General features: G+C 71.4%; 22 protein-coding genes and 1 other RNA gene. 10 read left to right on the plus strand and 13 right to left on the minus strand.

Annotated features, from left to right (window positions below; translation table 11 throughout):
* Positions 1–7: 7 nt before the first annotated feature.
* A complete protein-coding gene (locus ABD292_RS21915) occupies positions 8–142 on the minus strand; it encodes a hypothetical protein (RefSeq protein ID WP_329584535.1) in 135 nt (44 codons plus the stop codon).
* A gap of 104 nt (positions 143–246) precedes the next feature.
* Entirely contained in the window at positions 247–1,797 is a 1,551-nt protein-coding gene (locus ABD292_RS21920; RefSeq protein WP_344210055.1) for an MmpA family trehalose lipid delivery protein, read from the minus strand.
* A 41-nt stretch (positions 1,798–1,838) separates the two neighbouring features.
* Here ABD292_RS21920 and ABD292_RS21925 point away from each other — a divergent pair, with 41 nt between their 5' ends.
* On the plus strand, positions 1,839–3,707 hold the full coding sequence (locus tag ABD292_RS21925; protein ID WP_344210057.1) for a hypothetical protein: 1,869 nt from the start codon (positions 1,839–1,841) through the stop codon (positions 3,705–3,707).
* 7 nt (positions 3,708–3,714) lie between these two features.
* Here the strand turns inward: ABD292_RS21925 and ABD292_RS21930 are convergent, their stop codons facing one another.
* Positions 3,715–5,892 (minus strand): acyl-CoA dehydrogenase family protein, encoded by a 2,178-nt coding sequence (locus ABD292_RS21930; protein WP_344210059.1) that lies wholly within the window; start codon positions 5,890–5,892, stop codon positions 3,715–3,717.
* Positions 5,893–5,961: 69 nt separating this feature from the next.
* On the minus strand, positions 5,962–6,858 hold the full coding sequence (locus ABD292_RS21935) for a hypothetical protein (protein ID WP_344210061.1): 897 nt from the start codon (positions 6,856–6,858) through the stop codon (positions 5,962–5,964).
* 461 nt (positions 6,859–7,319) lie between these two features.
* Here ABD292_RS21935 and ABD292_RS21940 point away from each other — a divergent pair, with 461 nt between their 5' ends.
* Entirely contained in the window at positions 7,320–8,750 is a 1,431-nt protein-coding gene (locus ABD292_RS21940) for an AMP-binding protein (protein ID WP_344210063.1), read from the plus strand.
* A 30-nt stretch (positions 8,751–8,780) separates the two neighbouring features.
* Positions 8,781–9,869 (plus strand): S1C family serine protease, encoded by a 1,089-nt coding sequence (locus tag ABD292_RS21945; RefSeq protein WP_344210065.1) that lies wholly within the window; start codon positions 8,781–8,783, stop codon positions 9,867–9,869.
* A 4-nt stretch (positions 9,870–9,873) separates the two neighbouring features.
* On the opposite strand, the gene ABD292_RS21950 is transcribed toward ABD292_RS21945, so the two are convergent.
* The 3 genes from ABD292_RS21950 to ABD292_RS21960 form a co-directional block, all read right to left on the minus strand.
* The gene (locus ABD292_RS21950) at positions 9,874–10,419 is read right to left on the minus strand and encodes an OmpA family protein (protein WP_344210067.1); all 546 of its coding nucleotides are present in this window, start codon (positions 10,417–10,419) and stop codon (positions 9,874–9,876) included.
* On the minus strand, positions 10,403–10,993 hold the full coding sequence (locus ABD292_RS21955) for a lipoprotein (protein ID WP_344210069.1): 591 nt from the start codon (positions 10,991–10,993) through the stop codon (positions 10,403–10,405). The genes ABD292_RS21950 and ABD292_RS21955 overlap by 17 nt, the downstream gene beginning before the upstream one ends.
* A gap of 283 nt (positions 10,994–11,276) precedes the next feature.
* A complete protein-coding gene (locus ABD292_RS21960; protein WP_344210072.1) occupies positions 11,277–12,245 on the minus strand; it encodes a GlxA family transcriptional regulator in 969 nt (322 codons plus the stop codon).
* A gap of 100 nt (positions 12,246–12,345) precedes the next feature.
* On the opposite strand from ABD292_RS21960, the gene ABD292_RS21965 reads away from it, so the two are divergent.
* The 5 genes from ABD292_RS21965 (at position 12,346) to ABD292_RS21985 (ending at position 15,939) form a co-directional block, all read left to right on the plus strand.
* Positions 12,346–12,744, plus strand: coding sequence for a hypothetical protein (locus tag ABD292_RS21965; RefSeq protein ID WP_344210074.1), 399 nt, complete (start codon positions 12,346–12,348; stop codon positions 12,742–12,744).
* A 93-nt stretch (positions 12,745–12,837) separates the two neighbouring features.
* Entirely contained in the window at positions 12,838–13,575 is a 738-nt protein-coding gene (locus tag ABD292_RS21970; RefSeq protein WP_344210076.1) for a trypsin-like serine protease, read from the plus strand.
* Between the two features lie 32 nt (positions 13,576–13,607).
* Positions 13,608–14,207, plus strand: a complete 600-nt coding sequence (locus tag ABD292_RS21975; protein ID WP_344210078.1) for a hypothetical protein — start codon at positions 13,608–13,610, stop codon at positions 14,205–14,207.
* Between the two features lie 100 nt (positions 14,208–14,307).
* Complete coding sequence (locus tag ABD292_RS21980; protein ID WP_344210081.1) at positions 14,308–14,685, plus strand: hypothetical protein; 378 nt, start codon at positions 14,308–14,310, stop codon at positions 14,683–14,685.
* Positions 14,686–14,727: 42 nt separating this feature from the next.
* Positions 14,728–15,939 carry a serine hydrolase domain-containing protein gene (locus tag ABD292_RS21985; protein ID WP_344210083.1) on the plus strand — a complete coding sequence of 404 codons (1,212 nt, stop codon included), beginning with the start codon at positions 14,728–14,730 and terminating at the stop codon, positions 15,937–15,939.
* Positions 15,940–15,946: 7 nt separating this feature from the next.
* On the opposite strand, the gene ssrA is transcribed toward ABD292_RS21985, so the two are convergent.
* The 5 genes from ssrA to ftsE form a co-directional block, all read right to left on the minus strand.
* Positions 15,947–16,330: a transfer-messenger RNA gene (gene ssrA / locus ABD292_RS21990) on the minus strand.
* Between the two features lie 314 nt (positions 16,331–16,644).
* On the minus strand, positions 16,645–18,498 hold the full coding sequence (locus tag ABD292_RS21995) for a penicillin-binding transpeptidase domain-containing protein (protein ID WP_344210085.1): 1,854 nt from the start codon (positions 18,496–18,498) through the stop codon (positions 16,645–16,647).
* Between the two features lie 20 nt (positions 18,499–18,518).
* Entirely contained in the window at positions 18,519–18,986 is a 468-nt protein-coding gene (smpB, locus tag ABD292_RS22000) for an SsrA-binding protein SmpB (RefSeq protein WP_344210087.1), read from the minus strand.
* A 23-nt stretch (positions 18,987–19,009) separates the two neighbouring features.
* Positions 19,010–19,918 carry a permease-like cell division protein FtsX gene (ftsX, locus tag ABD292_RS22005; protein ID WP_344210089.1) on the minus strand — a complete coding sequence of 303 codons (909 nt, stop codon included), beginning with the start codon at positions 19,916–19,918 and terminating at the stop codon, positions 19,010–19,012.
* Positions 19,919–19,938: 20 nt separating this feature from the next.
* Positions 19,939–20,628, minus strand: coding sequence for a cell division ATP-binding protein FtsE (gene ftsE / locus ABD292_RS22010; protein ID WP_020541427.1), 690 nt, complete (start codon positions 20,626–20,628; stop codon positions 19,939–19,941).
* 202 nt (positions 20,629–20,830) lie between these two features.
* On the opposite strand from ftsE, the gene ABD292_RS22015 reads away from it, so the two are divergent.
* Complete coding sequence (locus ABD292_RS22015; protein ID WP_329584570.1) at positions 20,831–21,022, plus strand: hypothetical protein; 192 nt, start codon at positions 20,831–20,833, stop codon at positions 21,020–21,022.
* Positions 21,023–21,091: 69 nt separating this feature from the next.
* Here the strand turns inward: ABD292_RS22015 and prfB are convergent, their stop codons facing one another.
* The gene (gene prfB, locus ABD292_RS22020; RefSeq protein WP_344210092.1) at positions 21,092–22,210 is read right to left on the minus strand and encodes a peptide chain release factor 2; all 1,119 of its coding nucleotides are present in this window, start codon (positions 22,208–22,210) and stop codon (positions 21,092–21,094) included.
* Positions 22,211–22,257: 47 nt separating this feature from the next.
* Here prfB and ABD292_RS22025 point away from each other — a divergent pair, with 47 nt between their 5' ends.
* Positions 22,258–23,289 (plus strand): DUF8094 domain-containing protein, encoded by a 1,032-nt coding sequence (locus ABD292_RS22025; RefSeq protein ID WP_344210094.1) that lies wholly within the window; start codon positions 22,258–22,260, stop codon positions 23,287–23,289.
* Positions 23,290–23,298 lie beyond the last annotated feature (9 nt).

Here is a 23,298-nt window from a genome sequence, read left to right on the forward strand (position 1 = left end):
TCCGGCCTTACCGGTCGCCGTAGTTGTAGAGCGGCTGGTTGACCGGCGTCGCGGTGGCGCCGGTGAAGGAGACCGTGGTGACCGTCGCCACGAGGGCCGCTACGGCGACGCCGATGATCGCTGCTAAGAGGACCTTGATCACGGAACTTCCTCCTCGGCGGGCAGACAGGAGCGGGGCCGCACCCAACTTAGAACCAATTCTTGCTACTCGGAAGTAGCTAGGCCAAATCTTAACAAACTGCCTGCTCAGTGGCCTACCGCCCCGTCAACCCGGTACAACCGCAGGTCACGGTCCTGGACCAGAACGTGTGCTCTGCGTAGCCATACGGCAAACCGTGCCCGCTCTTCAACTGTCCCCGCGTTGACTATCACGTAGCGGATTCCGGCTCCCGCCAGGTCGGGCGAAGGCCCTCCTAGTACGTGTTCTAGTTCAACGGCGCGCGGGTCCTCGCTCTTCACGACGAGCTCGCCGACCCGTACGGCGTCGTTCGTCACCACCCGCCGGCCCGGCACGGCGAAGAAGCGCTGGGCCGGGTCGAGCACCGGGCGGCCGCCGTTCCAGGGGAAGCGCCGGTAGGACTCGAAGGGCAGCACCAGCACGTCGCCGGGCTCCGGGTCACGCGCGATGACCGCGCGGGCGGCGCTCCAACTCGACGGGTACGCCACCGCGTCCAGCGTCCCGAGCGCGCCCCAGGACAGCGTGGGCAGGACGGCCACCGGCACCAGGGCCATCGCCCCCACCCACGCCCTGCGCCCCGCCACGCGCCCCGTCACCCGCTCGGTGAGCGTCCCGAGGCCGAGGGCCGCCACCAGCGCCAGAGGCGCGATGAACTGCTGCGCGTCCCTGAACACCGCGAACCCGCCCCACCAGCCCACCACCTGCTCGTACGCCACCCGCCCCGGCTCGCTCACCCCGACGCACGCCACGGCGAGCCCGACGAGCGCCGCCCCGGCGAGCCCGCGACGGAACGGCAGCTCGGAGCGCAGGAACGCCACCACCCCGGCGACCACCAGCAGCAGCCGCGCCACCGCGCCCGCCCAGGTCTCGTAGCCGGGCGGCACGGCGCGGGCGTTCCAGATCCCGCCGAGCGACAGCAGGCTCCCCACCGCCCCGAACGGCGTGTCGGCCCGCGCCGCGAACGCCTCGATCCCCACCGGGTCCCCCGCCAGCCCAACGGGCCGCAGCGCGGTCGCCACCAGCCACGGCAGGCTGAACGCGACCAGCACCCCGGCGGTGACGATCAGCTCACGCCACCCACGGCGGGCCAGGGCGAGAGGGAGGGCCGTGAGCGCGGTGACCGTCATCGCCGCGAAGCCGCCCACGGCGGCCGGAAGGATCGCGACCGCGCGCCGCCGCCCCGACCACACGGCCCGGACCACCCACGGCAGCCCCGCGTACCCGAGCAGCAGCGCCCACTGCCCGATGAGCAGCCGCTCGGCCACGTACGGGTTCCACACGTAGAACGCGCCGGTCACCAGCCGCGGCCCGAGCGAGGCCGACGGCGGCAGCAGCGCCGCCCCCGCGCACCCCAGGACGAAGATCCCGAGCAGGATCAGCTTCTGCACCAGCTCGGCGGGCAGCACCTGGGCCAGCGCGGTCACCACGGCGTCGCTGGGCACCACCCGCGCCGCGCCTCCCGCCAGCCCGAACGTCCAGGCCGAGAACGCCGGATCCGGCACGAACACCATGTCGTGCAGCAGCACGAACCCCCATCCCAGCCCGGGGCCGAGGGCCAGGCAGCCGAGCGCCAGCCCGAGGAGGGCGGCGGCGAGCCCGGCTCGGGTCGTCTGCGACATGCGGCTATGACATCACAGCACTTCCACCACTATGTCCCGACATGGTTGAGTTGCGCCGGGAGGACGGGGTGATGGAGAGCGTGGCGAGCGCCGGGGGGCGCCCGTGGCTGCGCGGCGGCGACGCCGTGCTCGCCGCCGGGCTGGTCATGGTGGCCGTGCAACTGGTGTGGAAGGCCGGCCTGGTCAACAGGACGTACTTCCGCCAGGACGACTTCATGTTCCTCGCGAGGGGCCTGGAGAACGGGTTCACCTGGGACTACCTCATGCGGGTGGACTACGGCCACCTGATGCCGGGCGCGTTCGCGATCCACTGGGCGCTCGGGCGGCTCGGCGTCCACAACGACGTGCTCGCGCACGTGCTCACGCTCGGCCTCCAGGCGGCGGCCGGGCTGGCGCTGCTGCGGCTGCTGTGGGTGCTGTTCGGGCCGCGACCGGCGATCCTGGTGCCGTTCGGGTTCGCCCTCGTCACCCCGATGACGATCTCCGGGCTGTCCTGGTGGGCCGTCGTGGCCGAGACGCTGCCGTTCCAGATCGCGCTGCCGATGGCGCTCGCCTCGCACGTGCTCTGCGTACGCACCGGGCGCTTACGGCACGCGGTCGCGGCGGCGGCCTGGACGGCGTTCGGGATGGTGTTCTTCGTCAAGGCGCCGTTCATCCCGGTGCTCGCCTTCGTGCTGACCGTGGGCTGGCTGGGCGGGGCGCGGCGGCTGCTCCGGGTGTGGGCGCTCTACCTGGCCGTGCTGGTGCCGTACGCGGTGCTCTTCCTGCACCAGCTGCTCACGACCGTGCAGCTCACCAAGCAGACCTCGCCCATCTCGCTGCCGAGCGCAGAGGTCGCCGCGAAGTCGGTCTGGACGCTGCTGACCGGCTCGCTCATCCCCACCTCGCTCGGCGGGCCCTGGCGCTGGCAGCCGATCGGCGAGGACTACGCGCTGGCCGCCACCCCGACCCCGCTGATGTGGGCGAGCCTCGCCGTGGCCGTCGCGGCCGTGGCGGTGTCGGTGCGCCTGCGGCGGCGGGCCTGGCTGGCGTGGGCGGCGCTGCTCGGCTACTTCCTGCTGGCGGACGTCGCGCCGATCATGCTCGGCCGGATCGAGCTGCTCGGTCCCGATCTGAGCGGGTACGAGCTGCGCTACCTCTCCTCGACCGCCATGGTCGTGGCGATCGTCATCGGGCTGGCGTTCATCCCCGTGGCGGGCGAGCCGGAGCCGTGGCTGCGGCCGGTCGGCCCCTTCCGGCTGGTTTGGGCGCCGCTCGCCGCCGTGGTGGCGGTGAGCTCGGTCTGGTCGGTCGCCGCCTACGCCGACCGGCCGCTCGGCCGCAACGTGAAGAGCTACGTGGAGACCGCCGAGGCGGCGCTGGCGCGGGTGCCCGCGGGCACGGTCGTGCTGGACGCGTACGTGCCGGAGAAGGTGGCGTTCCCGCTGTTCTTCTACGACTACGCCCGCCACTCGAAGGTCGTCGACCCGGCCTCACGGCACCACGTCACCTGGGCACGCAGGCTCGCCGGGCCGATCTCCGTCCCCCGGATGTTCGACGCCCAGGGACGGCTGCGCCCGGTGCGCCTCACGGGCACGACGATCCCGGCAGGGGCCGCGTGCCGCCCGGTCGGCGGGACGGAGGTGCGCTTCCCGATCCCGGCCCCGCCGAAGGGCGGCGAGCAGGTCGTCCAGATCTCCTACCTGAACGGCGAGGCCACCACCCTGGAGGTGCGGATGGGCCTCGCCAGGACCTCGGTGCCCGCCGGCCCGAACCTGGGCATCACGTACGCCACGCTCGACGGCGGCGGCCCCGAGCTCGCCCTCCGCACGGTGGGCGGTGGCACCACGTGCGTGGGCGAGATCAGGGTCGGCGTGCCGGCCGCGGACGAGACGGCCGCCGCCGTCCCGCCGCAGCCGGTCGAGCGCTAGCCGCGTGTCACTTGCCGGGCTCGGGGTCCCTGGGCAGGCCGAGCATGCGCTCGCCGATGATGTTGAGCTGCACCTCGGTGGTGCCGCCGTAGATCGTCATGGCCCGGGTGGCGAGGACGGCCCGGTTCCAGTAGCCCGCGTCGCCCAGCTTCATGTCCGCCGCGGCGGTCGCGGCGGCGCCGAGCAGCTCGACGGCGGTCTCCGAGACGTGCTGGGCGTGCGAGGTGGACAGCAGCTTGCGCACGGAGGCGTCCGCGCCCGGCTCGGTGCCGGCGAGCTGCTTGAGCGTGACCCGCAGCGACAGCGCGTTGATCGAGTGGCCCTCGCAGACGACCTCGGCCACCCGCTGAGCCTCGACCGGCGTCAGCTCGCGGCCGAGCCGGCCCACCAGGCCGAGCAGGTCGGGCACCGACGAGCCGGTGCCGCCCGAGCCGGACGACAGCGACACGCGCTCGTTGGACAGCGTGTTGCGCGCCACCTTCCAGCCCTCGCCGACCTCGCCCACGACCAGGTCGTCCGGCACGAACACGTCGTCGAGGAAGACCTCGTTGAACAGGTTCTCGCCGGTCATCTCGGTCAGCGGGCGCACGGTGACGCCGGGGCCCTTCATGTCGACCAGGAAGTACGTGATGCCCTCGTGCTTGGAGCCCTCGCTGGAGTTGCGGGCGATGCAGATGCCCCACTCGGCGACGTGGGCGACCGACGTCCAGATCTTCTGGCCGTTGAGCTTCCAGCCGCCCTCGACCTTCTCGGCCTTCATCTGCAGCGAGGCGAGGTCGGAGCCCGCGCCGGGCTCGGAAAAAAGCTGGCACCAGATCATCTCGCCGCTGAGCGTCTTCGGCAGGAAGCGCTCCTGCTGCTCCTGGGTGCCGTACACGGCGATGGACGGCACGACCCAGGCGCCGATGATGAGGGCGGGCAGGCGTACCTTGGCGGCCTTGAGCTCCTGCGCGATGAGCACCTGCTCCAGCGGCTTGGCGTCGCGGCCCCAGGGGCGGGGCAGGTGGGGCATGACGAAGCCGCGCTCGGCGAGCGCCCGCTTCTGCTCCTTGCCTTCGAGCTGGGCGATCTCCGCGATCTCGGCGCGGATGGACTCGCGCAGCGCCTCGGCGTCCTCGGGCAGGTCGAGCTCCATCTCGCGGGTGACGCCCTGGAGCGCCAGCGCGGTGACCTCGGCGGCCCAGTCGGCGGAGGAGCCGAGCAGCGCGCGCAGGGTGAGCGCGCGGCGGTAGTAGAGGTGCACGTCGTGCTCGAAGGTGTAGCCGATGCCGCCGAAGGTCTGGATGGCGTCCTTCGCGCACTGCACGGCGGCGTCGGGGGCCATCACGCCGGCCACGGCGGCGGCGTAGGCGAGCTCCTTGCCGTCGGCGCGGGTGGCGTCCCAGACGGTGGCGCGGGCCTGCTCCAGCGCGACCAGCATGCGCGACAGCTTGTGCTTGATGCCCTGGAACTGGCCGATCGGGCGGCCGAACTGCACACGGACCTTCGCGTAGTCGGCGGCCGCGGTGACGCACCAGGAGGCGAGGCCGGCGGCCTCCGCGCCGAGCAGGATCGCCGCGAGGTGGCGTACGTCGGCGCTCTCGACCCCCTCCAGCACCCGGTCGGCGGGCACGACGGTCTCGGCCACCTCGACCTTGGCCACCGCGCGGGTCAGGTCGAGCGACTTCTGCTCGGTGACGGTCGCGGCGACGGCGTCCAGCGCGATCCAGCGCTCGCCGTCGGGCGTCGCCACCGGCAGCACGAGCACGTCGGCGAGCGCGCCGGCCAGCACCGGCTCGACGGCGCCGGAGACGGTCAGCGAGCCGTCCTCGGCGCTGCTGCCGGTGAGCGCGCCGGTCAGGGCGACGGCGGCGGTCAGAGTGCCGTCGGCGAGCCGCTCCAGCAGCTCGTGGCGCTTGCTCGCGTGGATGACCGCGCTCGCCAGCACGGTCGGCACGTACGGTCCCGGCGCCATCCGCTCGGCCAGCGCCTCGACGGCCACCGCGGCCTCCAGCAGGCCGTAGCCGGAGCCGCCGTTCTCCTCGGGCAGGTGGAGGCCGAGCAGGCCCTGCTCGGCCAGGCCGGACCAGAACGGCGGGCGTCCCTCGGCGCCGGCGCGCAGGAGGTCGCTGGTGATGTTCCGCTTGGCCCAGCCGCTCACCGACTCGTGGAGCGCCTCGTGCTCCTCGCTCAATCCGATAGCCATCGCTCATCCTCCAGCAGGTCCAGGTGCAATACCGGAACCATATTCTAGAGGATGCTTCTGGCCAACGCCTTACAACGGACGAACCTGGCGGGCGATCGTGCTCAGGTCCGGCCAGCGCGCCTTGTTCGCCTCGGGGATCGAGGCCAGGAGCATGGCCGGCTTCGTCTTGCCCACCTCGACCACCGTCACCAGGGCCTGGGCGACCTGGCTCTTGCCGCCGGCGGTGTAGGTGACCTTGTAGCCGAGAGTCCAGCCCTTGCCCACCGGGACCTTCTGCGAGGCGGTCCACTCGACCGTCGCGCCCTTCGGGTACTGGGTGCGCATCGCCCAGCGGACCGCGTCAGTGGCGAGCTCCCGATAGTCGGCGTCCGAGCTGGGCTTCTTCGCCGGGGACTCGCCCGGGTGCATCGCCGAGGCGATCAGCGTGTACGGCAGCTCCGCCTTACCGATGCGCTGCGCGATCGAGTACGGCGGGTAGGACCTGGCCTGCCACGGCGCGGCGAGCCTCGGGTAGGAGATGCCGGCCGTCTTGTCGGAGATCGTGCCGACGACCACCGCCGGGGTGCCGGGGAGCGCCTTCAACGCCCTGCTCGCCGGGACCGGGGGCAGCACGACCGGGCTCGCCGACGGGGTCGCCGAGGCGGAGGGCTGTGCACTCGGCGCGGCGGAGGCGGACGGCAGCGGGGCGACGCGGACGACGCCCTCGTCCCCGGACGGCTGCTGGTTGGCCGGGACGTCACCGGAGAAGACCACGAAGACCAGCAGGACGGCGGCGATCGTGGCGACGATCGCGCCGATCAGGTAGACGACCCTGATCGGGATGTCGCCGAGGCCGCGCCGGGGCGGCACCGGCGGCACGGGCGGCAGCGTCGGCGCCGACGGCACGCCGCCGCCCAGCGCCAGGTCCTCGGACCGGCCGCCCGGGAACGGCGACACCCCCGGCTGCCGCAGGGCGGGCGGGGGCATGGGCTGCGCGGCCCGCTTCTGCGCCCCGGACGCCGGCTGCGGCCCGTACGGCGGCCGGGGGCGCGCCTGCGGACCCGACGGCGGCTGCGGACCCGACGGCGCCTGCGGCCGGGGCTGAGGCCCGGACGGCGCCTGCGGCCGGGACTGAGGCCCCGATGGCGGCTGCGGCGGGGACTGAGGCCCAGACGGCGGCTGAGGGCCCGGCTGCGGCTGCGGCTGCGGGCCGGACGGGGGCTGAGGGGTGGGGTGGGGCTGGGGGCGGGGTGGGGCCGCGGGGGGTCGCTGGGTCTGCACCGTCTCCTCGGCCGGCGGCAGGACGACCTTGCGGAACGGAGTGGTGGGTGAGTTCGAGGAGGGTATCTGATCTCCGACGTCCGCCATGACCTTGAGGTTACGTCACCGCAGAGCGGGTTATTTCCTCTATAGCCGCAGCAGAATCTAATTCTGTAAGGTCTGGCTACATGAGGGGTTTCTACGAGATCGCCGCCGAAGACCCGGATCGTCCCGCCCTCCTGGGCGACGACGGCCTCACCTACGGAGCCCTGCTGTCCCGGGTGAACCAGACGTCGAACGGCCTGGCCTCGCGCGGCGTCCGCCGCGGAGACTGCGTGGTGACCGTGCTGAAGAACGGCCGGGACGCGCTCACCATGATGCTGGCGACGTACCAGATCGGCGCCTACCTGGTCCCGGTCAACTGGCACTTCACCGCCGAGGAGATCGACTACATCATCGCCGACTGCGGCGCCAAGGTGGTGGTCTCCCCCGACGCCCTCACGGTCGCCGAGCTGGCCGAGGGACAGCCGGACACCGCCCCCGCCGAGCGCTGGGCCGGCTCCATGATGCTCTACACCTCGGGCACCACCGGCCGCCCCAAGGGCGTACGGCGGCGGCTGCTGGAGCTGACGCCCGAGGAGCTGTACCCGATCCTCATGCGCAAGAGCTGGCGGCACTTCGGGCTGCCGATGGGCGGGGTGCACCTGGTGTGCTCGCAGCTCTACCACTCGGCGCCGTACGGGCAGGCCATGATGGCGCTGCAGTTCGGGCACGCGATCGTGGCGCCCGAGCGGTTCGACGCCGCCGAGACGCTGCGGCTCGTCGAGCGGCACCGGGTGACGAACGCCTTCATGGTGCCCACGATGTTCCACCGGCTGCTGGCCGTGCCGGACCGGGAGTCGTACGACCTGTCGTCCCTCACCCACCTCTACCACGGGGCCGCCTTCTGCCCGCCCGCCGTCAAGCAGGCGATGATCGACTGGCTCGGCCCGGTGCTGTGGGAGTACTACGGCTCCACCGAGGCGGCCGTGGCCACCATGGTGTCGTCCCAGGAGTGGCTGGAGCGGCCCGGCACGGTCGGCAGGGCGCTGGACGGCATGCGCTTCACGATCGTCGGCGAGGACGGCGAGGAGCAGCCGCCCGGACAGCCCGGCCTCGTCTACATCGGCGGCATCAACCGCTTCGAGTACCACGGCGACCCCGACAAGACGGCCGCCGCCATGCGCGGGCGCGACTACACGCCCGGCGACATCGGCTACCTGGACGAGGACGGCTACCTGTTCCTGCTCGACCGGCGTACCGATCTGATCATCTCAGGCGGCGTGAACATCTATCCCGCCGAGATCGAGGCGGCGCTGCTGGAGCACCCGGCGGTCGCGGACGTGGCCGTGATCGGCGTTCCCGACCCGGAGTGGGGCCACAAGGTCGTGGCGCTGGTCCAGCCGGCGCCCGGGGTGACGGGCTCCGAGGAGCTGACCGCCGAGCTGCTGCGGCACTGCGTGCCCCGGCTGGCGCGGCTGAAGCATCCGCGGGTGATCGAGTACCGGGAGTCGCTGCCGCGTACGCCCACCGGCAAGCTCAGTAGGCGGAATGTCCGGGAGGCGTATCTTTCGCACTGATTGGGGCACACAACTGCCATGAGGCAGCCCATGAGGAGGACCGCCGCGGCACTCGCCGCAGCCGCCGTGCTGCTCGCGGGCTGCGGAACGCTCCCCGCCACCGGAGTGCGTTCGCCGTCCGCCGCGCCCACCGCGACGTCACCCGGCGCGACCTCACCCGGGGCGACCGAGGCGGGCAGCGGCCCCGCCCAGGCCCTGGAGGCGGCGTACGAGCAGGTCATCGCGAACGTCCTGCCGTCCATCGTGCAGATCAACACCAAGGTCGGCCTCGGCTCCGGCATCGTCTTCGACCACGCGGGCCACATCATCACCAACGCCCACGTGGTCGGCGAGGCCACCGAGATGAGCGTCGCCTTCGCCACCGGCGGCGCGGACCGCAAGGCGCGGCTGGTGCGCTCCTTCGCCACCGGCGACCTGGCCGTGATCAAGGTGGACAACCCCGACGGGCTGCGGCCGGCCACGTTCGCGGACTCCTCGAAGGTACGGGTCGGGCAGATCGTGCTCGCCATGGGCAACCCGCTCGGCCTGTCGGGCAGCGTCACCGAGGGCATCGTCTCGGCGGTCGGGCGTACCGTGTCCGAGCCGCAGGAGGCCGGTTCCCCCGGCGCGACGATCGCCAACTCCATCCAGACCTCGGCCGCCATCAACCCCGGCAACAGCGGCGGCGCGCTGGTGAACCTGTCCGGCCAGGTGATCGGCGTCCCGACGCTCGCGGCCACCCTCCCCGAGCTCGGCGGCGGCGCGGCCCCCGGCATCGGCTTCGCCATCCCCGGCAACACCGCCGTCGACATCGCCAACCAGATCATCAAGAACGGCAAGGTCACCAACAGCCGCAGGGCCGCGCTCGGCATCCGGGGCAGCACGGTGCTCGGCAGTGACGGGCAGCCGGCCGGCGTCGGGGTGGCCCGCGTGGAGCGGGGCGGCGGCGCGGCCAAGGCCGGCATCGAGACCGGCGACGTGATCGTCTCGGTCAACGACAAGGAGACGCCCACCATCGCCGACCTGACCGAGACCATCGCCACCCTGCAGCCGGGTACCCAGGTCAAGGTGGGGATCATCCGCTCCGACGGCTCCCGTGCGACCCTGACGGTGACCCTGGGGCAGCTTCCCGGGGACTGACCGGCTACCGCTTCGCGGTGAAGACGATCTCGACCCGCCGGTTCTTCGCCCGGTTGGCCGCGACCGGCTTGCCCTGCACCAGGTTGGGCAGCTTGGGGCGGCTCTCGCCGTACCCGGTGGCCTGGAAGGTGACGCCCGGGACGGTGATCAGGCCGCGTACGGCCTGCTGGACGGCCTGCGCGCGGCGGCGCGACAGCGTCAGGTTGTAGGCGTCCGTGCCCTGGTCGTCGGTGTGGCCCTCGATCCTGACGACACCGCCCGCGCTCTCCGCGTCGACCTTGGCGGCCACCTGCTCAAGCCGCTGCCTGGCCTTGGCCGTGAGCCGCCACTTGTCCAGCGCGAACAGCACGTCGCTGGTCACCGCGAGGGTCACCTGGCGTCCCTGCTTGGTCTCGCTCTCGGTGCCGTCCATGGACTCGACCTCGCCGATGATGTCCTCGACCGGCAGCACCAGGTCCTCGACGACCCCGGTGGCGCCGGCCGGCGGCTCGGGCGCCGGGGTCGGGGACGCCAGGGCGAGGACCAGGGCCGCGCTAAGCGATCGGAACATCGGTGAACACCCCGATACCCGGCATCTCAACATTGATCGTGCTCACGTCGGCCGGCGGGGCGGCGAAGACCGCGTACAGCGTGGACGCCTCGCCCTTCTCCAGGAACTGCCCCTGGGTGCCGGAGCACACGCACTCGGCGTCCGCGCCGGTGCCGTTGCGGGCGACGCGGTAACGCTTGGCGTTGACCGGGTCGATGAGGGCGACGCCCGAGACCGTGAAGTCCAGCGTGCCGGTGCCGAGTCCGTTGTGCACGTTGACCTTGCCGTCGAGGGCGGTGACGACCCAGGTCAGGGTGGCGGTCCTGCCCTGCCGCTTGAGGCCGGTGAGGTCGACGCGGGCCTCGCCGTACATGTCGCCGGAGCCGACCTTGGTCTCCTTGGAGGCGATCACCGCGCTCTGTTGCGGAGGGGCGCTCTCCTGGGTCGGCTGCTGCTCGGGGGCGGACGCGGTCGTGCTCTCCGAGACGGGCCGCGACCGCCGCTCCTCGCCGCCGCCGCCCTGCGGGGCGCCCGGCAGCGCGCCGCAGCCCGCGAGCGCGGCCGCCGCGACGGCCAGCACGATCGTCTTTCGCATCGTCGTGATCACCTTCGTCGTTCGGGGGATGTGGCGCTGACCCTGGGGAGGCGGCGTTCAGCATCCGCACAGCCGGTGCGCGCCGGCCCGGTCATCGCCGCCGCCGGGCCTCCTCGGCGAGCCGCGCGGCCTCGGCCGCGCCCGTCCGGGCGTCCTGGTGGCTCTCGCCAAGACCGTCAAACTCTTCCACAGCACGCACGAGGACACCAACCGCACCATCCGTACCATCGGCGAGCGCCGCCCAGCCGAGCGGGCACCGCAGCGCGTAGCCGCGTCAGCCAGGTCAGCCGAGGGCCGAGCGCTGCGTGAGGCGGTAGCGGGAGGGCGAGGTCCCGTACCGGTCGAGGAACGCCTGCCGCAACGTCTCGGCCGTCCCGAACCCGCAGCGCGCCGCGATCGAGGCCATCGGCAGCGACGTGGAGACCAGCAGGTGGGCGGCGGCCTCGGCGCGGGCCTGGCGGACGTACCGGCCGGGTGTCCGGCCCAGGTGGCGCAGGAACAGCCGGGTGAGGTGCCGCTCGCTGACCCCGGCCGCGGCGGCGAGCGCGGCGGTGGACAGGTCGTCGGCGAGGTGGCCGCCGATGTGCTCGACGGTCCGTTTGACCAGGGTGTCCGCGGGCGAGGGCGAGGCGACGAACATGCTCATCTGCGCCTGGTTGCCGGGCCGCTGGAGGTAGGTGACGAGGTGGCGGGCCACGGTGCGGGACAGGTCGGGGCCGTTGTCCTCCTCGACGAGGGCGAGGGTGAGGTCGAGGGCGGCGGTGACGCCCGCGGAGGTGGCGACGTCGCCGTCCCGGAGGAAGATCGGGCCGGGGTCGACGGCGACCTCGGGGTGGCGGCCGGCCAGCTCGCCGGCGACCCGCCAGTGCGTGGTGGCCCGCCGCCCGTCGAGCAGCCCTGCCGCGGCCAGCACGAACGCCCCGGTGCACACGGACGCGACCCGCCGGCTCTCCCTGGACAGCCTGCGTACGTGGCCCACGACGGACGGGTTCGCCGCCGCGTCCTCGAACCCGATGCCGCCGCAGACGACGAGCGTGTCGAGCGGCCCGGTGACGCGCTCCAGCGGGAGCTGCGCCTGGACGGTGAGCCCGGTGCCGCAGGTGACGGGGTTGCCGCCGGGGGCGGCGACCCGCACCTCGTAGTACGGCGCCGCGCCGTGCCAGTTGGCCTCCTCCAGCGTGGAGGTGACGCAGGCGAGGTCGAGCAGCGAGGCCGCCTCGTACGCCACCACGACCACCCGCCGGACGTCCATGCCCTCGACTCTAGGGTTTAAGGACCAGGACCCCAAGTTTCCGGACTTGTCCGGCCGCCCGCCTTGGCCCGCCCCGCCCGCCCCGTGGACAGTCGGAGCCATGACCACGACGACCACCCGCAACTGGGGCAGATTCGCCCTCCACTACCTTGAGATGATCATCGCGATGTTCGCCGGGATGTTCGCCCTCGGCGCGCTGCTCGACGTGCTCGGCCTCGGCGTCTCCCACAGCGCGCAGCCCGAGCTGGGCTACCTGGTGATGGCGCTCAACATGTCGATCGGCATGGCCGCGTGGATGCGCTTCCGCCGCCACGGCTGGGCCCCGACGCTGGAGATGTGCGCGGCGATGTTCGTCCCGGTCGTGCCGCTCTTCCCGATGCTGTGGCTCGGCTGGATCGACGCGGGCACGATGATGACGCTCGCGCACGTGGCCATGTTCCCGCTCATGCTGGCCGCGATGCTGCGCCGCCTCGACGAGTACGCGGGCTGCGCCCACTGACGACCCCGGGGACGCCGCCATTACCACTTTGGGCAGGGTGTCGCCTACCCTTTGTGGATGCGTTATGTCCCATTTGTCATGATTGCTGCCACTTTGCTGACAGGCGCCACCGCCCTGCCCGCGGCCGCCATCACGAACGGTTCGGCCGACGGTGCCGCCCACCCCGAGGTGGGCGCCATGGTCGCCGACCGGCCGCACGCCGACGGCACCTGGACGTACTGCACCGGCACCCTGGTCTCCCCGACGGTCTTCCTGACCGCCGCCCACTGCGGCGAGAAGGGACAGAAGACCGCCAAGGTCACCTTCTCCGCCCAGTACAAGCCCGGCAGCGCGCTCCACAGCGGCCGGTTCATCCCGGACCCTCGGTTCAACGAGAAATCGGACCTGCATGACATGGCGGTGGTCGTCTTCGACCAGCCCGTCACCGGCATCCGCCCCGCCCAGCTCCCCGCCCCCGGCCTGCTCGACCGCCTCAAGGCCGAGGGCAAGCTGACCCGCTTCACCCCGGTCGGGTACGGCTCCCTCGCGCCGGCCAAGAAGGCGCGCGAGGAGGTCTACCACTACACCGACACCCGCAACCAGGCGTCCATCTCCTACAAGGGGATGACCAAGCGCTGGCTGAACCTGTCGATGTCGGTCAAGAGCGACGGCAGCACCTGCTTCGGCGACTCGGGCGGCCCCAACTTCCTCGGCGGCCCCGACTCGCACCTGCTGGTCGCCACCTCCATCAGCGGCGCCGACGACGCCTGCAAGGGCACCAACTACGACTACCGCCTCGACAGCCAGTCGGCCCGCACCTTCCTCGGCAAGTACGTCACCCTCCCGCGCTGACGCGGCGGCCGTTCCCATGGAACGCTGACCGGGTGATCGACTACTACCGAGACCTCCTCCGGCGTCGCGGCTGGCTGGAAGAAAGCCTCTGCTGGCTCGTCGTCCAGCCCCTCGACGAGCACCTGACCTGCGACGACGTTTTATGGCGCCTCAACGGCGGCCACGACCCCGAGCAGCGCATCGTGCCGGACCCCGTGGACGCCAACGCGAACGCCGACGGCGAGCTGATCTTCGCCTTCGAGGGCGACGGCGCCTGGGGCTTCCTGGACTGGTCCGGCTTCCCCGCCTCCGACGACATCGTCGCCGCACTCAGCGAGGACTGCCGGGTATGGCTGACGAGCTGGAACTTCAGCGGCCAGAGCACCCTCCTCTACGCGGCGGGCGGCCGCATCAGAACGCGCGTGGACCGCTTCCACTTCGCCGACCACATCACCGAGGAAGGCGACCCGGCCGCGGTGACCGGCCTGCACGAACTCCTCGCCACCGTTCCCCGCGACGACTACACGGGCCGCCGCGCGGCGGCACTCGCCTTCGTCGAGGCGTCGACGGGCGTCGCCATCGACAGCGAACGCTTCGACGAGGAAGAGGGCCCGGTCATCATCCTCGGCACCTTGAAAACATCGTCTCGATGAGAGACCATGTTTTCGGCGCCCGGCCGTCGAAGGCAGGGCACCGGCAGTGGTACTACTGGAGATCCGCGAAGGAGGCCCGGACCGACAAGCAGGTGCACCCATGCCCATCCCCTACCTGGGCGTCGTCGGCATCGCCGAGGCGCTGGGGGTGAGCAGGCACGCGGTGCACAAGTGGCGCACCCGCTACCCGTCCGGGTCCGACCATCCCTTCCCCGAGCCGGACGTGGAGGTCGACGGCGCCCCGGGCTGGCGTCCCGAGCGGGTCACCGACATCGTGCGCTGGCGCGACGGCCTGCCCGGCCGAGGCTCCGGCGGGGGCCGGCCCACGCTGGCCCGCCAGGAATACCTCAAGGAGGCGGCGGCCCGCGGTCTCACCCGTGACGAGGCGGTCCGCGCGCTCGCCACGTTCGCCGCGGAGTTCCCCGAGATGACCGAGCAGGAGCTGTGCGCCTGGGTGGTCGGGAAGTGGCGCCGCTAGCCTCCGCGTCCCATCACGCGAAGCAACGGAAGGCGATGACGCATGCCCGAGATCGGCGGAGACACCGCGCCGGGATTCGAACCCGTACGCGAGGCGTTCGCGGCCAACCTGACCGGCGGCCGCGAGGCCGGGGCGGCGGTCGCCGTCTACCTGCACGGCCGCCCGGTCGTCGACCTGTGGGGCGGCCTCGCCGACCCGGCGACCGGCCGGCCCTGGGAACGCGACACCCTCCAGGTCGTCTTCTCCACGACCAAGGCGGTGACGGCGGCCTGCGCCCTCCTGCTGGCCCAGCGCGGGGAGCTGGATCTCGACGCGCCCGTGGCCCGCTACTGGCCCGAGTTCGCCGCGCACGGCAAGGGTCATATCCCGGTGCGGTGGCTGCTCACCCACCAGGCGGGGCTGCCCGCCGTGGACCGCCCGCTCACCAGGGCCGACGCGATCGCCGGCACACCCGTGGTGGAGGCGCTGGCCGCGCAGCGGCCGTACTGGGAGCCGGGCGCCGCCCACGGCTACCACGCGCAGACCTACGGCTGGCTGGTCGGCGAGGTCGTCCGCCGGGTGAGCGGGCGCAGCCTCGGCACGTTCCTGGCCGAGGAGATCGCCGCGCCGCTCGGCCTGGACCTGTGGATCGGCCTGCCGAGGTCGCAGGCGCACCGGGTGAGCCGGCTCGTCACCACGCCGATCGACTTCGCCGCCCTGTCCGCCGTCGACCTCGACGCGATCCCGGAGCCGATGCGCGAGATCATGGCCGCCTTCGCCGACCCCGCCTCGCTGACCACGCGCGCCGTGACCCTCTTCGCGCCTCCGCTGAACCACGACGACCCGGAGGAACTGCACGCCGAGATGCCGGCCACGAACGGCGTCTGCACCGCCCGCGCCCTCGCCCGCTTCTACGCGGCCCTCATCGGCGAGGTCGACGGCCACCGCGTCCTGACCCCCGCCACGCTCGCCGCCGCCACGAAGGAGCAGGTCAGCGGCGTGGACCGGATCCTGCGCGTCCCGGTGCGGATCGCCACCGGCTTCGGCCTGCCCACCCCGGACGCCTTCTGGCACTCCCCCACGGCCTTCGGCTTCTCCGGCCACGGCGGCTCGATCGGCTACGCCGACCCGGCGACCGGCCTCGCCTTCGCCTACGTGATGAACCGCATCGAGGACGACCCGCAGGACCCGCGAGCGGCGAACCTGGTGGCCGCCGTGAGGGCCTGCCTGAAACGCGAAAACGGCGGTGTCCCCAAGGGACACCGCCGTCGCTGATGCAGATGAGTGGAGGTGGCGGGAATCGAACCCGCGTCCTTCAACCCCAAGTCAGGGCTTCTCCGGGCGCAGCCTGCTGTGTTTTTCTCAGCCCCGGCGATCACGCAGGCGAGTCGCCGACGGGCTCAGCCACTGTTAGATTTCCCGATCGCCCCCGTGGCCGGGTTGATCGGTTGAGCCTTCTGACGATGCCAGACACCGGGCCGAAGGCACTCCCGGGCTGACAGTGGTTTCGCTACTTAGGCAGCGAGGGCCAGGGAGTCCTGGCCGACCACAGTGCGCTTAGAGTTGGCACTTGTTGTTTGCGGTCACAGGATTAACGAGGTTATGTCCGCAGTCCTCGGCCCGCTTCACCTGGCTTGCAAAGTCGAAGTCGAAGCCAGTCACCCCCTGTGCAGTTGTCAACACACCCCACGCGAAGTGAGGTGAGCAACATGAATCTACACGGCACAACGCCTCTGACGCCAACTTAATTCCCCGTGGCGCGACCGCCCCGAACATGCCGAAACCCCCGGGAGCGCGGCGCACAAGCACACGCTCCCGGGGGCCGACCGGCAGGGTCGAGCCGGTCCGGACGGCAGGGCTTCCCCCGAGATGAAGCCCTGATCTCATCACGGCGACTGGGACCGCAACCCCCCGAGCGGGCCCAGTCACTAAGGAAGACGCTCGGCGAGCAGCCGATGGTTGCTCGCCGTCACGACCTTTTCACGGAGAGGTGCGAAGGGCCGAGAAGAAGCTCCCCGCGACGGCCGAGGCGTTGTAGTTCTTCGACAGCACCGCCACGGCCAGATCGCCCTGCCAGCCGACGAACCAGGTCAGCTGGTTGCCCGCCGTCGCCGTCACGCCGTAGACCTTGGCCTGCTGCTGCGCCAGCGCCGGCGTGCTGAGCGCGCCGGCCCGCATCATCGTGGTCAGCGCCGTGCGCACCTTCGCGTCCATCGGCACGGGGTCGGGCTGGACGATTGGCGCCTTGTCGGTGGCGGCGTCGGACGACTTGGGATCGGTGACGAGCACGGGCGGACGCCAGGTGCCGGACGCCACCGCCGCCCCGACCAGCGCCATGCCGAGCGGGCTGACCTGGACGTTCTGGCCCGCGATCGCCTTGGCCTTGTCGGCGTCGCCGGTCAGCGACGGGAACGAGCCGTTGAACGACCTCAGCGGCAGCCGCCACGACTGCCCCACCCCGAACGCCTCCGCGCTCTTGCGCAGGTCGTCGGCCTTGACCCGGCGGGCCAGCGAGGCGAGCGCGGTGACGCAGCCCTTGGCGAAGTTCTCCTGGAAGGTGCCCGACGTGTTGGCGCCGAGCTGCCCGGCGTGCACGAACCTGGCACCGCCGACCGTGCGCTCGGCCGGGCAGCTCAGCCGCTGCTTGGGGCTCACCCCGGCCTTGAGCAGCGCGTCGGCCGCCACGATCGAGAACGCCGGGCCGGCGGGGAACTTGCCGGCCAGTGCGTCCTTCTCCTGGTGCATGCCCTTGGTGGCGACCGCGCGGATCTCGCCGGAGTTCTTGTCCACCACGACGAGCGAGCTGGTGGCGGAGTCGGCCACGGCCTGCTCGGCGGCGGCCTGCACGCTGCGGTCGAGGGTGGTCTTGACCGAGACGTTCTGCCGGCCCGGCCACTCCTTGAGCCGGGCGACCTCCTTGCCGGTCTTGAGGTCGAGCGTGATGACCTTGGTCTCCGTGGAGCCGGTCAGGTAGTTCTGGTAGGCCTGCTGCAGGCCGCTCTTGCCGACGGAGTCGCCGGCCCGCTGCGGGCCGCCGAGCTTCTGCTCGGTCTCCGGGGTCAGCGCGCTGACGGTGCCGACGATCTGCCGGGGCGCGTCGGGGTTGACCGGCTGGTCCTGGGGTTCGACCTTGATGCCGGGGATGTTGAGCTTGCTCTGCAGCGCCTGGTAGCGCGCGCGCCCGAAGGTCACCAGGGGCACGAACTTGTCCGGCGGGGACGACCTGATGCGGCTCAACAGCCGGTCCCGGGCGTAGTCGGTGATCTCCGACAGCTTGTCGACGACCTCCTCGGCCCGGTCGCCGAGCTGGGCGGGGTAGACGCCGGCGACGTAGAGCACGGTGTCGGTCTGCAGCGGGTCGCCGGTGCGGTCGACGACCGGCTGGCGCGGGTTGGGCCCGATGTCGACCGCGAAGCGCTCGCCCTCCTTGAGCTGGGGGTGCAGCACGGACGGCGACCAGCGCACCTTCCATGAGCCGTCCACCAGGTGCAGCGGCAGCACGCCGTCGTACTCCCAGAGCGGGTTGTTCTCGCCCAGGTCGACCTCGGCGCGGAAGTCGGCCTTGGACTCCTCGCCGGTCACGGTGACGCTCTTGATCTTGAACCGGAAGGAGGCCGCGTCGAGCTCCAGCTTGGCGTCCGACAGGGCCTTGCGTACGGTCGCCTGGTCGCCGTCGGTGCGGCCGGCGGCCAGGTCGTAGTCCTCGCTCTGCCAGCCCACGAGGAAGTCACGCACCGCGTCGTGCGGTGACGGCTCCTCGAAGCAGCCGGTCAGCGTGGTGCACGCGATCGCCAGGGTGACGGTCGCGGAGAGGGTGCGGCGGGCGCGTCTCATCGCTGGCGGTGTCGCGCCTCTCATCGGTTGCGGTAGCGCAGGGCGCGGGCCATCTCCCGCTTGGCCTGCTGCTCCGCCAGCGTCTGCCGCTTGTCCCAGTCCTTCTTGCCGCGGGCCAGGCCGATCTCGACCTTGGCCCGGCCGTCCTTGAAGTACAGCGACAACGGAATGATCGTCAGCCCGCCCTCCTTGGTCTTGACGGCGAGCTTGTCGATCTCCTTGCGGTGCAGCAGCAGCTTGCGCTTGCGGCGGGCGGCGTGGTTGGTCCACGTCCCTTGCGCGTATTCGGGGATGTGCACGTTGAGCAGCCACGCTTCGTCACCGTCGATGCTGGCGTAGCCGTCGACGAGCGAGGCGCGGCCCTCGCGGAGCGACTTGACCTCGGTGCCCTGCAGCACGAGCCCCGCCTCGAAGGTGTCCTCGATGTGGTAATCGTGCCGAGCGCGTTTGTTCTGGGCGATGACCTTCCGCCCGGTCTCACGTGGCATGCTTCGACTTTACCGGCGTTCCGTCACACTCTGAGGTATCGGCGGAGGGTGACGAACGACGCGAGCACACAGATCACCACGCCGATGATCATGGTGAAGGTGATCGTCTGCGCCACCGTGTCCCAGCCGAGCTGCGCCGTCGGGCCGCCGACGAAGCGGCCGAGCTCCTCGAACAGCATGACCTTCGTGACGATCAGGATGACCGCCGCGAAGACGCCGCCGATGAGACCCGCGATCACGCCCTCCATGATGAAGGGGAGCTGGATGTAGAGGTTGGAGGCGCCGACCAGCCGCATGATGCCGGTCTCCCGCCGCCGGTTGAACGCCGACAGCCGGACGGTGTTGCCGATGAGCAGCGCCGCCGCCAGCACCAGGATGATCGCGACCGCCAGCGCGTAGTAGGCGAGCTTGTCGAGCATCTGGAAGAACGGCCCGACGAGCTGCTTCTGGTCGGTCACCTGGGAGACGCCGGGCTGGCCCTGGATCGCCTGGATGACCGACGCGTAGTTGTTGGGGTCGGCCACCTTGATCCGGAACGAGGTCGGCATGTCCTCGACCTTGGTGGCCTTCACCAGGGCCTCGTTGGAGGCGAAGGCCGCTTTGAAGTTCTCGTAGGCGGACGCCTGGTCCTCGTAGAAGACCTCCTTGACGCCGGGGGTGCCCTTGAGGTGCTCCTGGAGCTTGTTGGTCTGGGCCTGCGTGATCGCCTTGCCGTTGCAGGTCTGCACGGCCGAGCCCTTGGTGCACAGGAAGACCGAGACCTCGACTTTGTCGTCCCAGTAACCGCGGATCAGACCGACCTGGGCGTTGATCATCAGGCCGACGCCCAGCATCGCCATTCCGACCGCCACGGTGATGACCACCGCGATCGTCATGGTCAGGTTGCGACGGAGGCCGATCCAGACCTCGGAGAAGATGAAGTTCGCCCGCATGTTCTGTCTACAGCTCCCTGTCAGTACGCCTGGCCGTAAACGCCACGCGACTGGTCACGGACGATCTTGCCGTCCTCCAGCTCCACGACACGCTTGCGCATGGAGTCGACGATGGCCGCGTCGTGAGTGGCCATGACGACCGTGGTGCCAGTCCTGTTGATGCGGTCGAGCACCTTCATGATGCCGATGCTCGTCGCGGGGTCGATGTTGCCCGTGGGCTCGTCGGCCAGCAGGATCATCGGCCTGTTGACGAACGCGCGGGCCATGGCGACGCGCTGCTGCTCGCCGCCGGACAGCTCGTCGGGCATGCGGTGGGCCTTGCCCTCCAGGCCGACCAGCTCGATGACCTCGGGCACGACCTTGCGGATGAACCGCCGGGGCTTGCCGATGACCTCGAGCGCGAACGCCACGTTCTCGTAGACGTTCTTGTTCGGCAGCAGCCGGAAGTCCTGGAAGACGCAGCCGATGCGGCGGCGCAGGTGCGGCACCTTGAAGTTGGAGAGGCGGGCCAGATCCTTGCCGGCGACGTGGATCGCCCCGGAGTTGGGCCGCTCCTCCTTGAGGACCAGGCGCAGGAACGTGGACTTGCCTGACCCCGAAGGGCCGACGAGGAACACGAACTCGCCCTTGTCCACGTCAACGGAGACGTGGTCGAGAGCGGGCCGGTTCTGGTTGGCGTAGACCTTGGTGACATTATCGAAATGGATCACGAGAGCATCACGGCATGCCAGTCTAGGGGTCAGGACGGAAGCGAGGGTGGCACATGCCCACTTCCCGCCACCGGCCACTCGGCGGCCGTCGCTTTACCAATGATCGACGTTCCGATTGGCCAGACGACAGTCTAGGGGGAAGACTGGCATGGAACGTCCATAACGGAAACAAAACGATTGTGCGGCTAGACTTGGGGCTGACATGAGTTGCGAACACCTCGTATGCGCGCAGTGCGCCCACCCCGTCATCGAGGGCCGCTGCCCGCTCTGCCGCGCCAACCGCGAGCGGATGCACCAGCACGGCTTCGCCGGGCTCTCGCCCGCCCTGATCGCCGTGCTGCTGGTCGTCCTGCTCTTCGCGACGCTCGCGGCCGAGCACCTGGTCGTCCGCTAGGCGGATCACCCAGGACGGGCCGCTCAGGACGGGCGCTCAGCCCGCCCGCTCATCCCGGGCGGCCGGGCCTCACTCGGCCGCGCCCGACTCCTGCCGGCGCATCCACCGGATCTCCGACTCGATGAACTCGTCGAGGTCGCCGTCGAGCACCGCCGTCGGGTTGCCCGCCTCGGTGCCCGTGCGCAGGTCCTTGACGATCTGGTAGGGGTGCAGCACGTAGTTGCGGATCTGCGTGCCCCACGACGTGGTCGTGGCGCCCCGCAGCTCCGACATCTTCTCGGCCTCCTCCTGCCGCTTGCGCTCCAGCAGCTTGGCCTGCAGGACCGCCATGGCGGTGGCGCGGTTCTGGAGCTGCGAGCGCTCGTTCTGGCAGGAGACCACGATGTTGGTCGGCAGGTGGGTGATGCGCACGGCGGAGTCGGTGGTGTTGACGCCCTGGCCGCCGGGACCGCTGGAGCGGTAGACGTCGACGCGGATCTCGTCCTCGTTGATGTCGATGTGGTCGGTCTGCTCGACGACCGGGACGATGTCGACCCCCGCGAACGAGGTCTGCCGCCGCCCCTGGTTGTCGAAGGGGCTGATGCGGACCAGGCGGTGCGTGCCGTGCTCGCCGCGCAGCGTGCCGTAGGCGTAGGGGGCCTTGATCGTGAAGGTGGCCGACTTGATGCCGGCCTCCTCGGCGTAGGAGGTGTCATAGACCTCGGTGGAGTAGCCCTTGCGCTCGGCCCACCGGAGGTACATGCGCAGCAGCATCTCGGCCCAGTCGGCCGCGTCGACGCCGCCGGCCTGCGCGTTGATGGTGACCAGGGCCTCGCGGGCGTCGTATTCGCCCGACAGCAGGGTGCGGACCTCCAGCGCGCCGATGTCGGACCGCAGCGACTCCAGCTCCTTGTCGGCCTCGGCGCGCGTGTCGGCGTCGCCCTCCTCGGCCGCGAGCTCGTAGAGGACGCCGAGGTCGTCGAGCCGTCGGGCCACGCCGTCGACGCGGTTGAGCTCGCCCTGGAGATGGGAGAGCTTGCTCGTGACCTTCTGGGCCTGCTCGGGGTCGTCCCAGAGGTCGGGCGCGGCGACCTGCTGCTCCAGCTCCTCGATCTGCTTGCGCATCGCGTCGAGGTCGAGCACGTCCTGGATGCTGCGGAGCGTGCCCGCGAGCTCGTTGATCTCTTCTGCCGGATCGATGCCTGCCACGTCTCCCAAGGGTACGCGACCGTCGCGGGCCCCAATAACATGGCGAGGTGCGTGCATACGGGCGACGGTGGCTCCTGGCGCTCGCCGCCGGCGTCCTGGCCGGGGCGGGCGCCTGCTCGGCCGACGCCGCGCCGCCCCCTCCGACCAGCTCCGCCGCCGCCGTGTCGGCCACGCCCACGCCCTCGTCGTCGCCCTCGCCGAGCCTGGTCGCGGTCACCAAGGCCGAGGCCGCCGAGGTGTTCACCGAGATCACCGCCACCGACGACACGCTGCGCGTCAAGAGCGACCTCGACGGCCGCCTGCGCATGGCGGTCGACCTCACGACCGGCGGGCAGACCCCGCTGAGCCTCGCCGCCTACCTGTCCACCGACTACGCGCCGCCCCGCTACCGATGGGGCGCGCCCGCCCTCTTCGTGCCGAGGTTCAGGCCCGACGAGCAGGCGCCCTGGTTCACCGCGCTCGCGACCCGCGACGGCCGGCCGACGCTGCTGACCTTCGCCAGATCCGACCGGTGGCGGCTGAGCTCGGCGGCCGAGCTCCTGCCCGGCCAGAAGCTGCCGGAGATCGCCGAGGACGCCGAGGGCTACGCCACGGCGCTGGCTCCTGACGACAAGAGCGTGACCATCAGCCCGCAGTTCATGCAGCCGGTGCACGCCAGCGTGGCCGAGACCGGCTCGTCGGGCGTGACGGCCGGGCTGGTGGCGGCCGGCCCCTACACCACCGAGGTGGCCGAGCAGATCGCCTCGCTGCGGGAGCAGGCGAAGGCCGACGGCTTCAGCTACGACTCCATCTTCAGCGCCGACAGCTTCCCCGTGTACGCGCTGCGCACCGCCGACGGCGGGGCGCTGATCCAATACTCGCTGTCGCGCACCACGACCACGACCACCAAGACGGCCGAGGACGACTACATCCCGGTGCCCGACGCGGCCCGCTGGGCGATCAACTCGACGGTGCTGCGGCGTACGCTGCGGCTGGTCGAGACGCACCAGTACGCCACCGCCGTCCCGCCCATCGCCAAGGCGGGGGCGGCGGCCGTGATCGCCCACGACGGGGGCCTCACGCGCGCCACCGGCACGTGAGCCCCCGGG

It is taken from the genome of Nonomuraea bangladeshensis, from assembly GCF_039529455.1.
GTDB classification, from domain to species: domain Bacteria; phylum Actinomycetota; class Actinomycetes; order Streptosporangiales; family Streptosporangiaceae; genus Nonomuraea; species Nonomuraea bangladeshensis.

What these genes read in the sequence shown, in the direction of transcription:
- ABD292_RS21920 (WP_344210055.1), bottom strand. Translation starts at nt 1,797, where the DNA reads ATGTCGCAGACGACCCGAGCCGGGCTCGCCGCCGCCCTCCTCGGGCTG.
- ABD292_RS21925 (WP_344210057.1), top strand. Translation starts at nt 1,839, where the DNA reads ATGGTTGAGTTGCGCCGGGAGGACGGGGTGATGGAGAGCGTGGCGAGC.
- ABD292_RS21930 (WP_344210059.1), bottom strand. Translation starts at nt 5,892, where the DNA reads ATGGCTATCGGATTGAGCGAGGAGCACGAGGCGCTCCACGAGTCGGTG.
- ABD292_RS21935 (WP_344210061.1), bottom strand. Translation starts at nt 6,858, where the DNA reads ATGCCCCCGCCCGCCCTGCGGCAGCCGGGGGTGTCGCCGTTCCCGGGC.
- ABD292_RS21940 (WP_344210063.1), top strand. Translation starts at nt 7,320, where the DNA reads ATGAGGGGTTTCTACGAGATCGCCGCCGAAGACCCGGATCGTCCCGCC.
- ABD292_RS21945 (WP_344210065.1), top strand. Translation starts at nt 8,781, where the DNA reads ATGAGGAGGACCGCCGCGGCACTCGCCGCAGCCGCCGTGCTGCTCGCG.
- ABD292_RS21950 (WP_344210067.1), bottom strand. Translation starts at nt 10,419, where the DNA reads ATGTTCCGATCGCTTAGCGCGGCCCTGGTCCTCGCCCTGGCGTCCCCG.
- ABD292_RS21955 (WP_344210069.1), bottom strand. Translation starts at nt 10,993, where the DNA reads ATGCGAAAGACGATCGTGCTGGCCGTCGCGGCGGCCGCGCTCGCGGGC.
- ABD292_RS21960 (WP_344210072.1), bottom strand. Translation starts at nt 12,245, where the DNA reads ATGGACGTCCGGCGGGTGGTCGTGGTGGCGTACGAGGCGGCCTCGCTG.
- ABD292_RS21965 (WP_344210074.1), top strand. Translation starts at nt 12,346, where the DNA reads ATGACCACGACGACCACCCGCAACTGGGGCAGATTCGCCCTCCACTAC.
- ABD292_RS21980 (WP_344210081.1), top strand. Translation starts at nt 14,308, where the DNA reads ATGCCCATCCCCTACCTGGGCGTCGTCGGCATCGCCGAGGCGCTGGGG.
- ABD292_RS21985 (WP_344210083.1), top strand. Translation starts at nt 14,728, where the DNA reads ATGCCCGAGATCGGCGGAGACACCGCGCCGGGATTCGAACCCGTACGC.
- ABD292_RS21995 (WP_344210085.1), bottom strand. Translation starts at nt 18,498, where the DNA reads ATGAGACGCGCCCGCCGCACCCTCTCCGCGACCGTCACCCTGGCGATC.
- smpB (WP_344210087.1), bottom strand. Translation starts at nt 18,986, where the DNA reads ATGCCACGTGAGACCGGGCGGAAGGTCATCGCCCAGAACAAACGCGCT.
- ftsX (WP_344210089.1), bottom strand. Translation starts at nt 19,918, where the DNA reads ATGCGGGCGAACTTCATCTTCTCCGAGGTCTGGATCGGCCTCCGTCGC.
- ABD292_RS22015 (WP_329584570.1), top strand. Translation starts at nt 20,831, where the DNA reads ATGAGTTGCGAACACCTCGTATGCGCGCAGTGCGCCCACCCCGTCATC.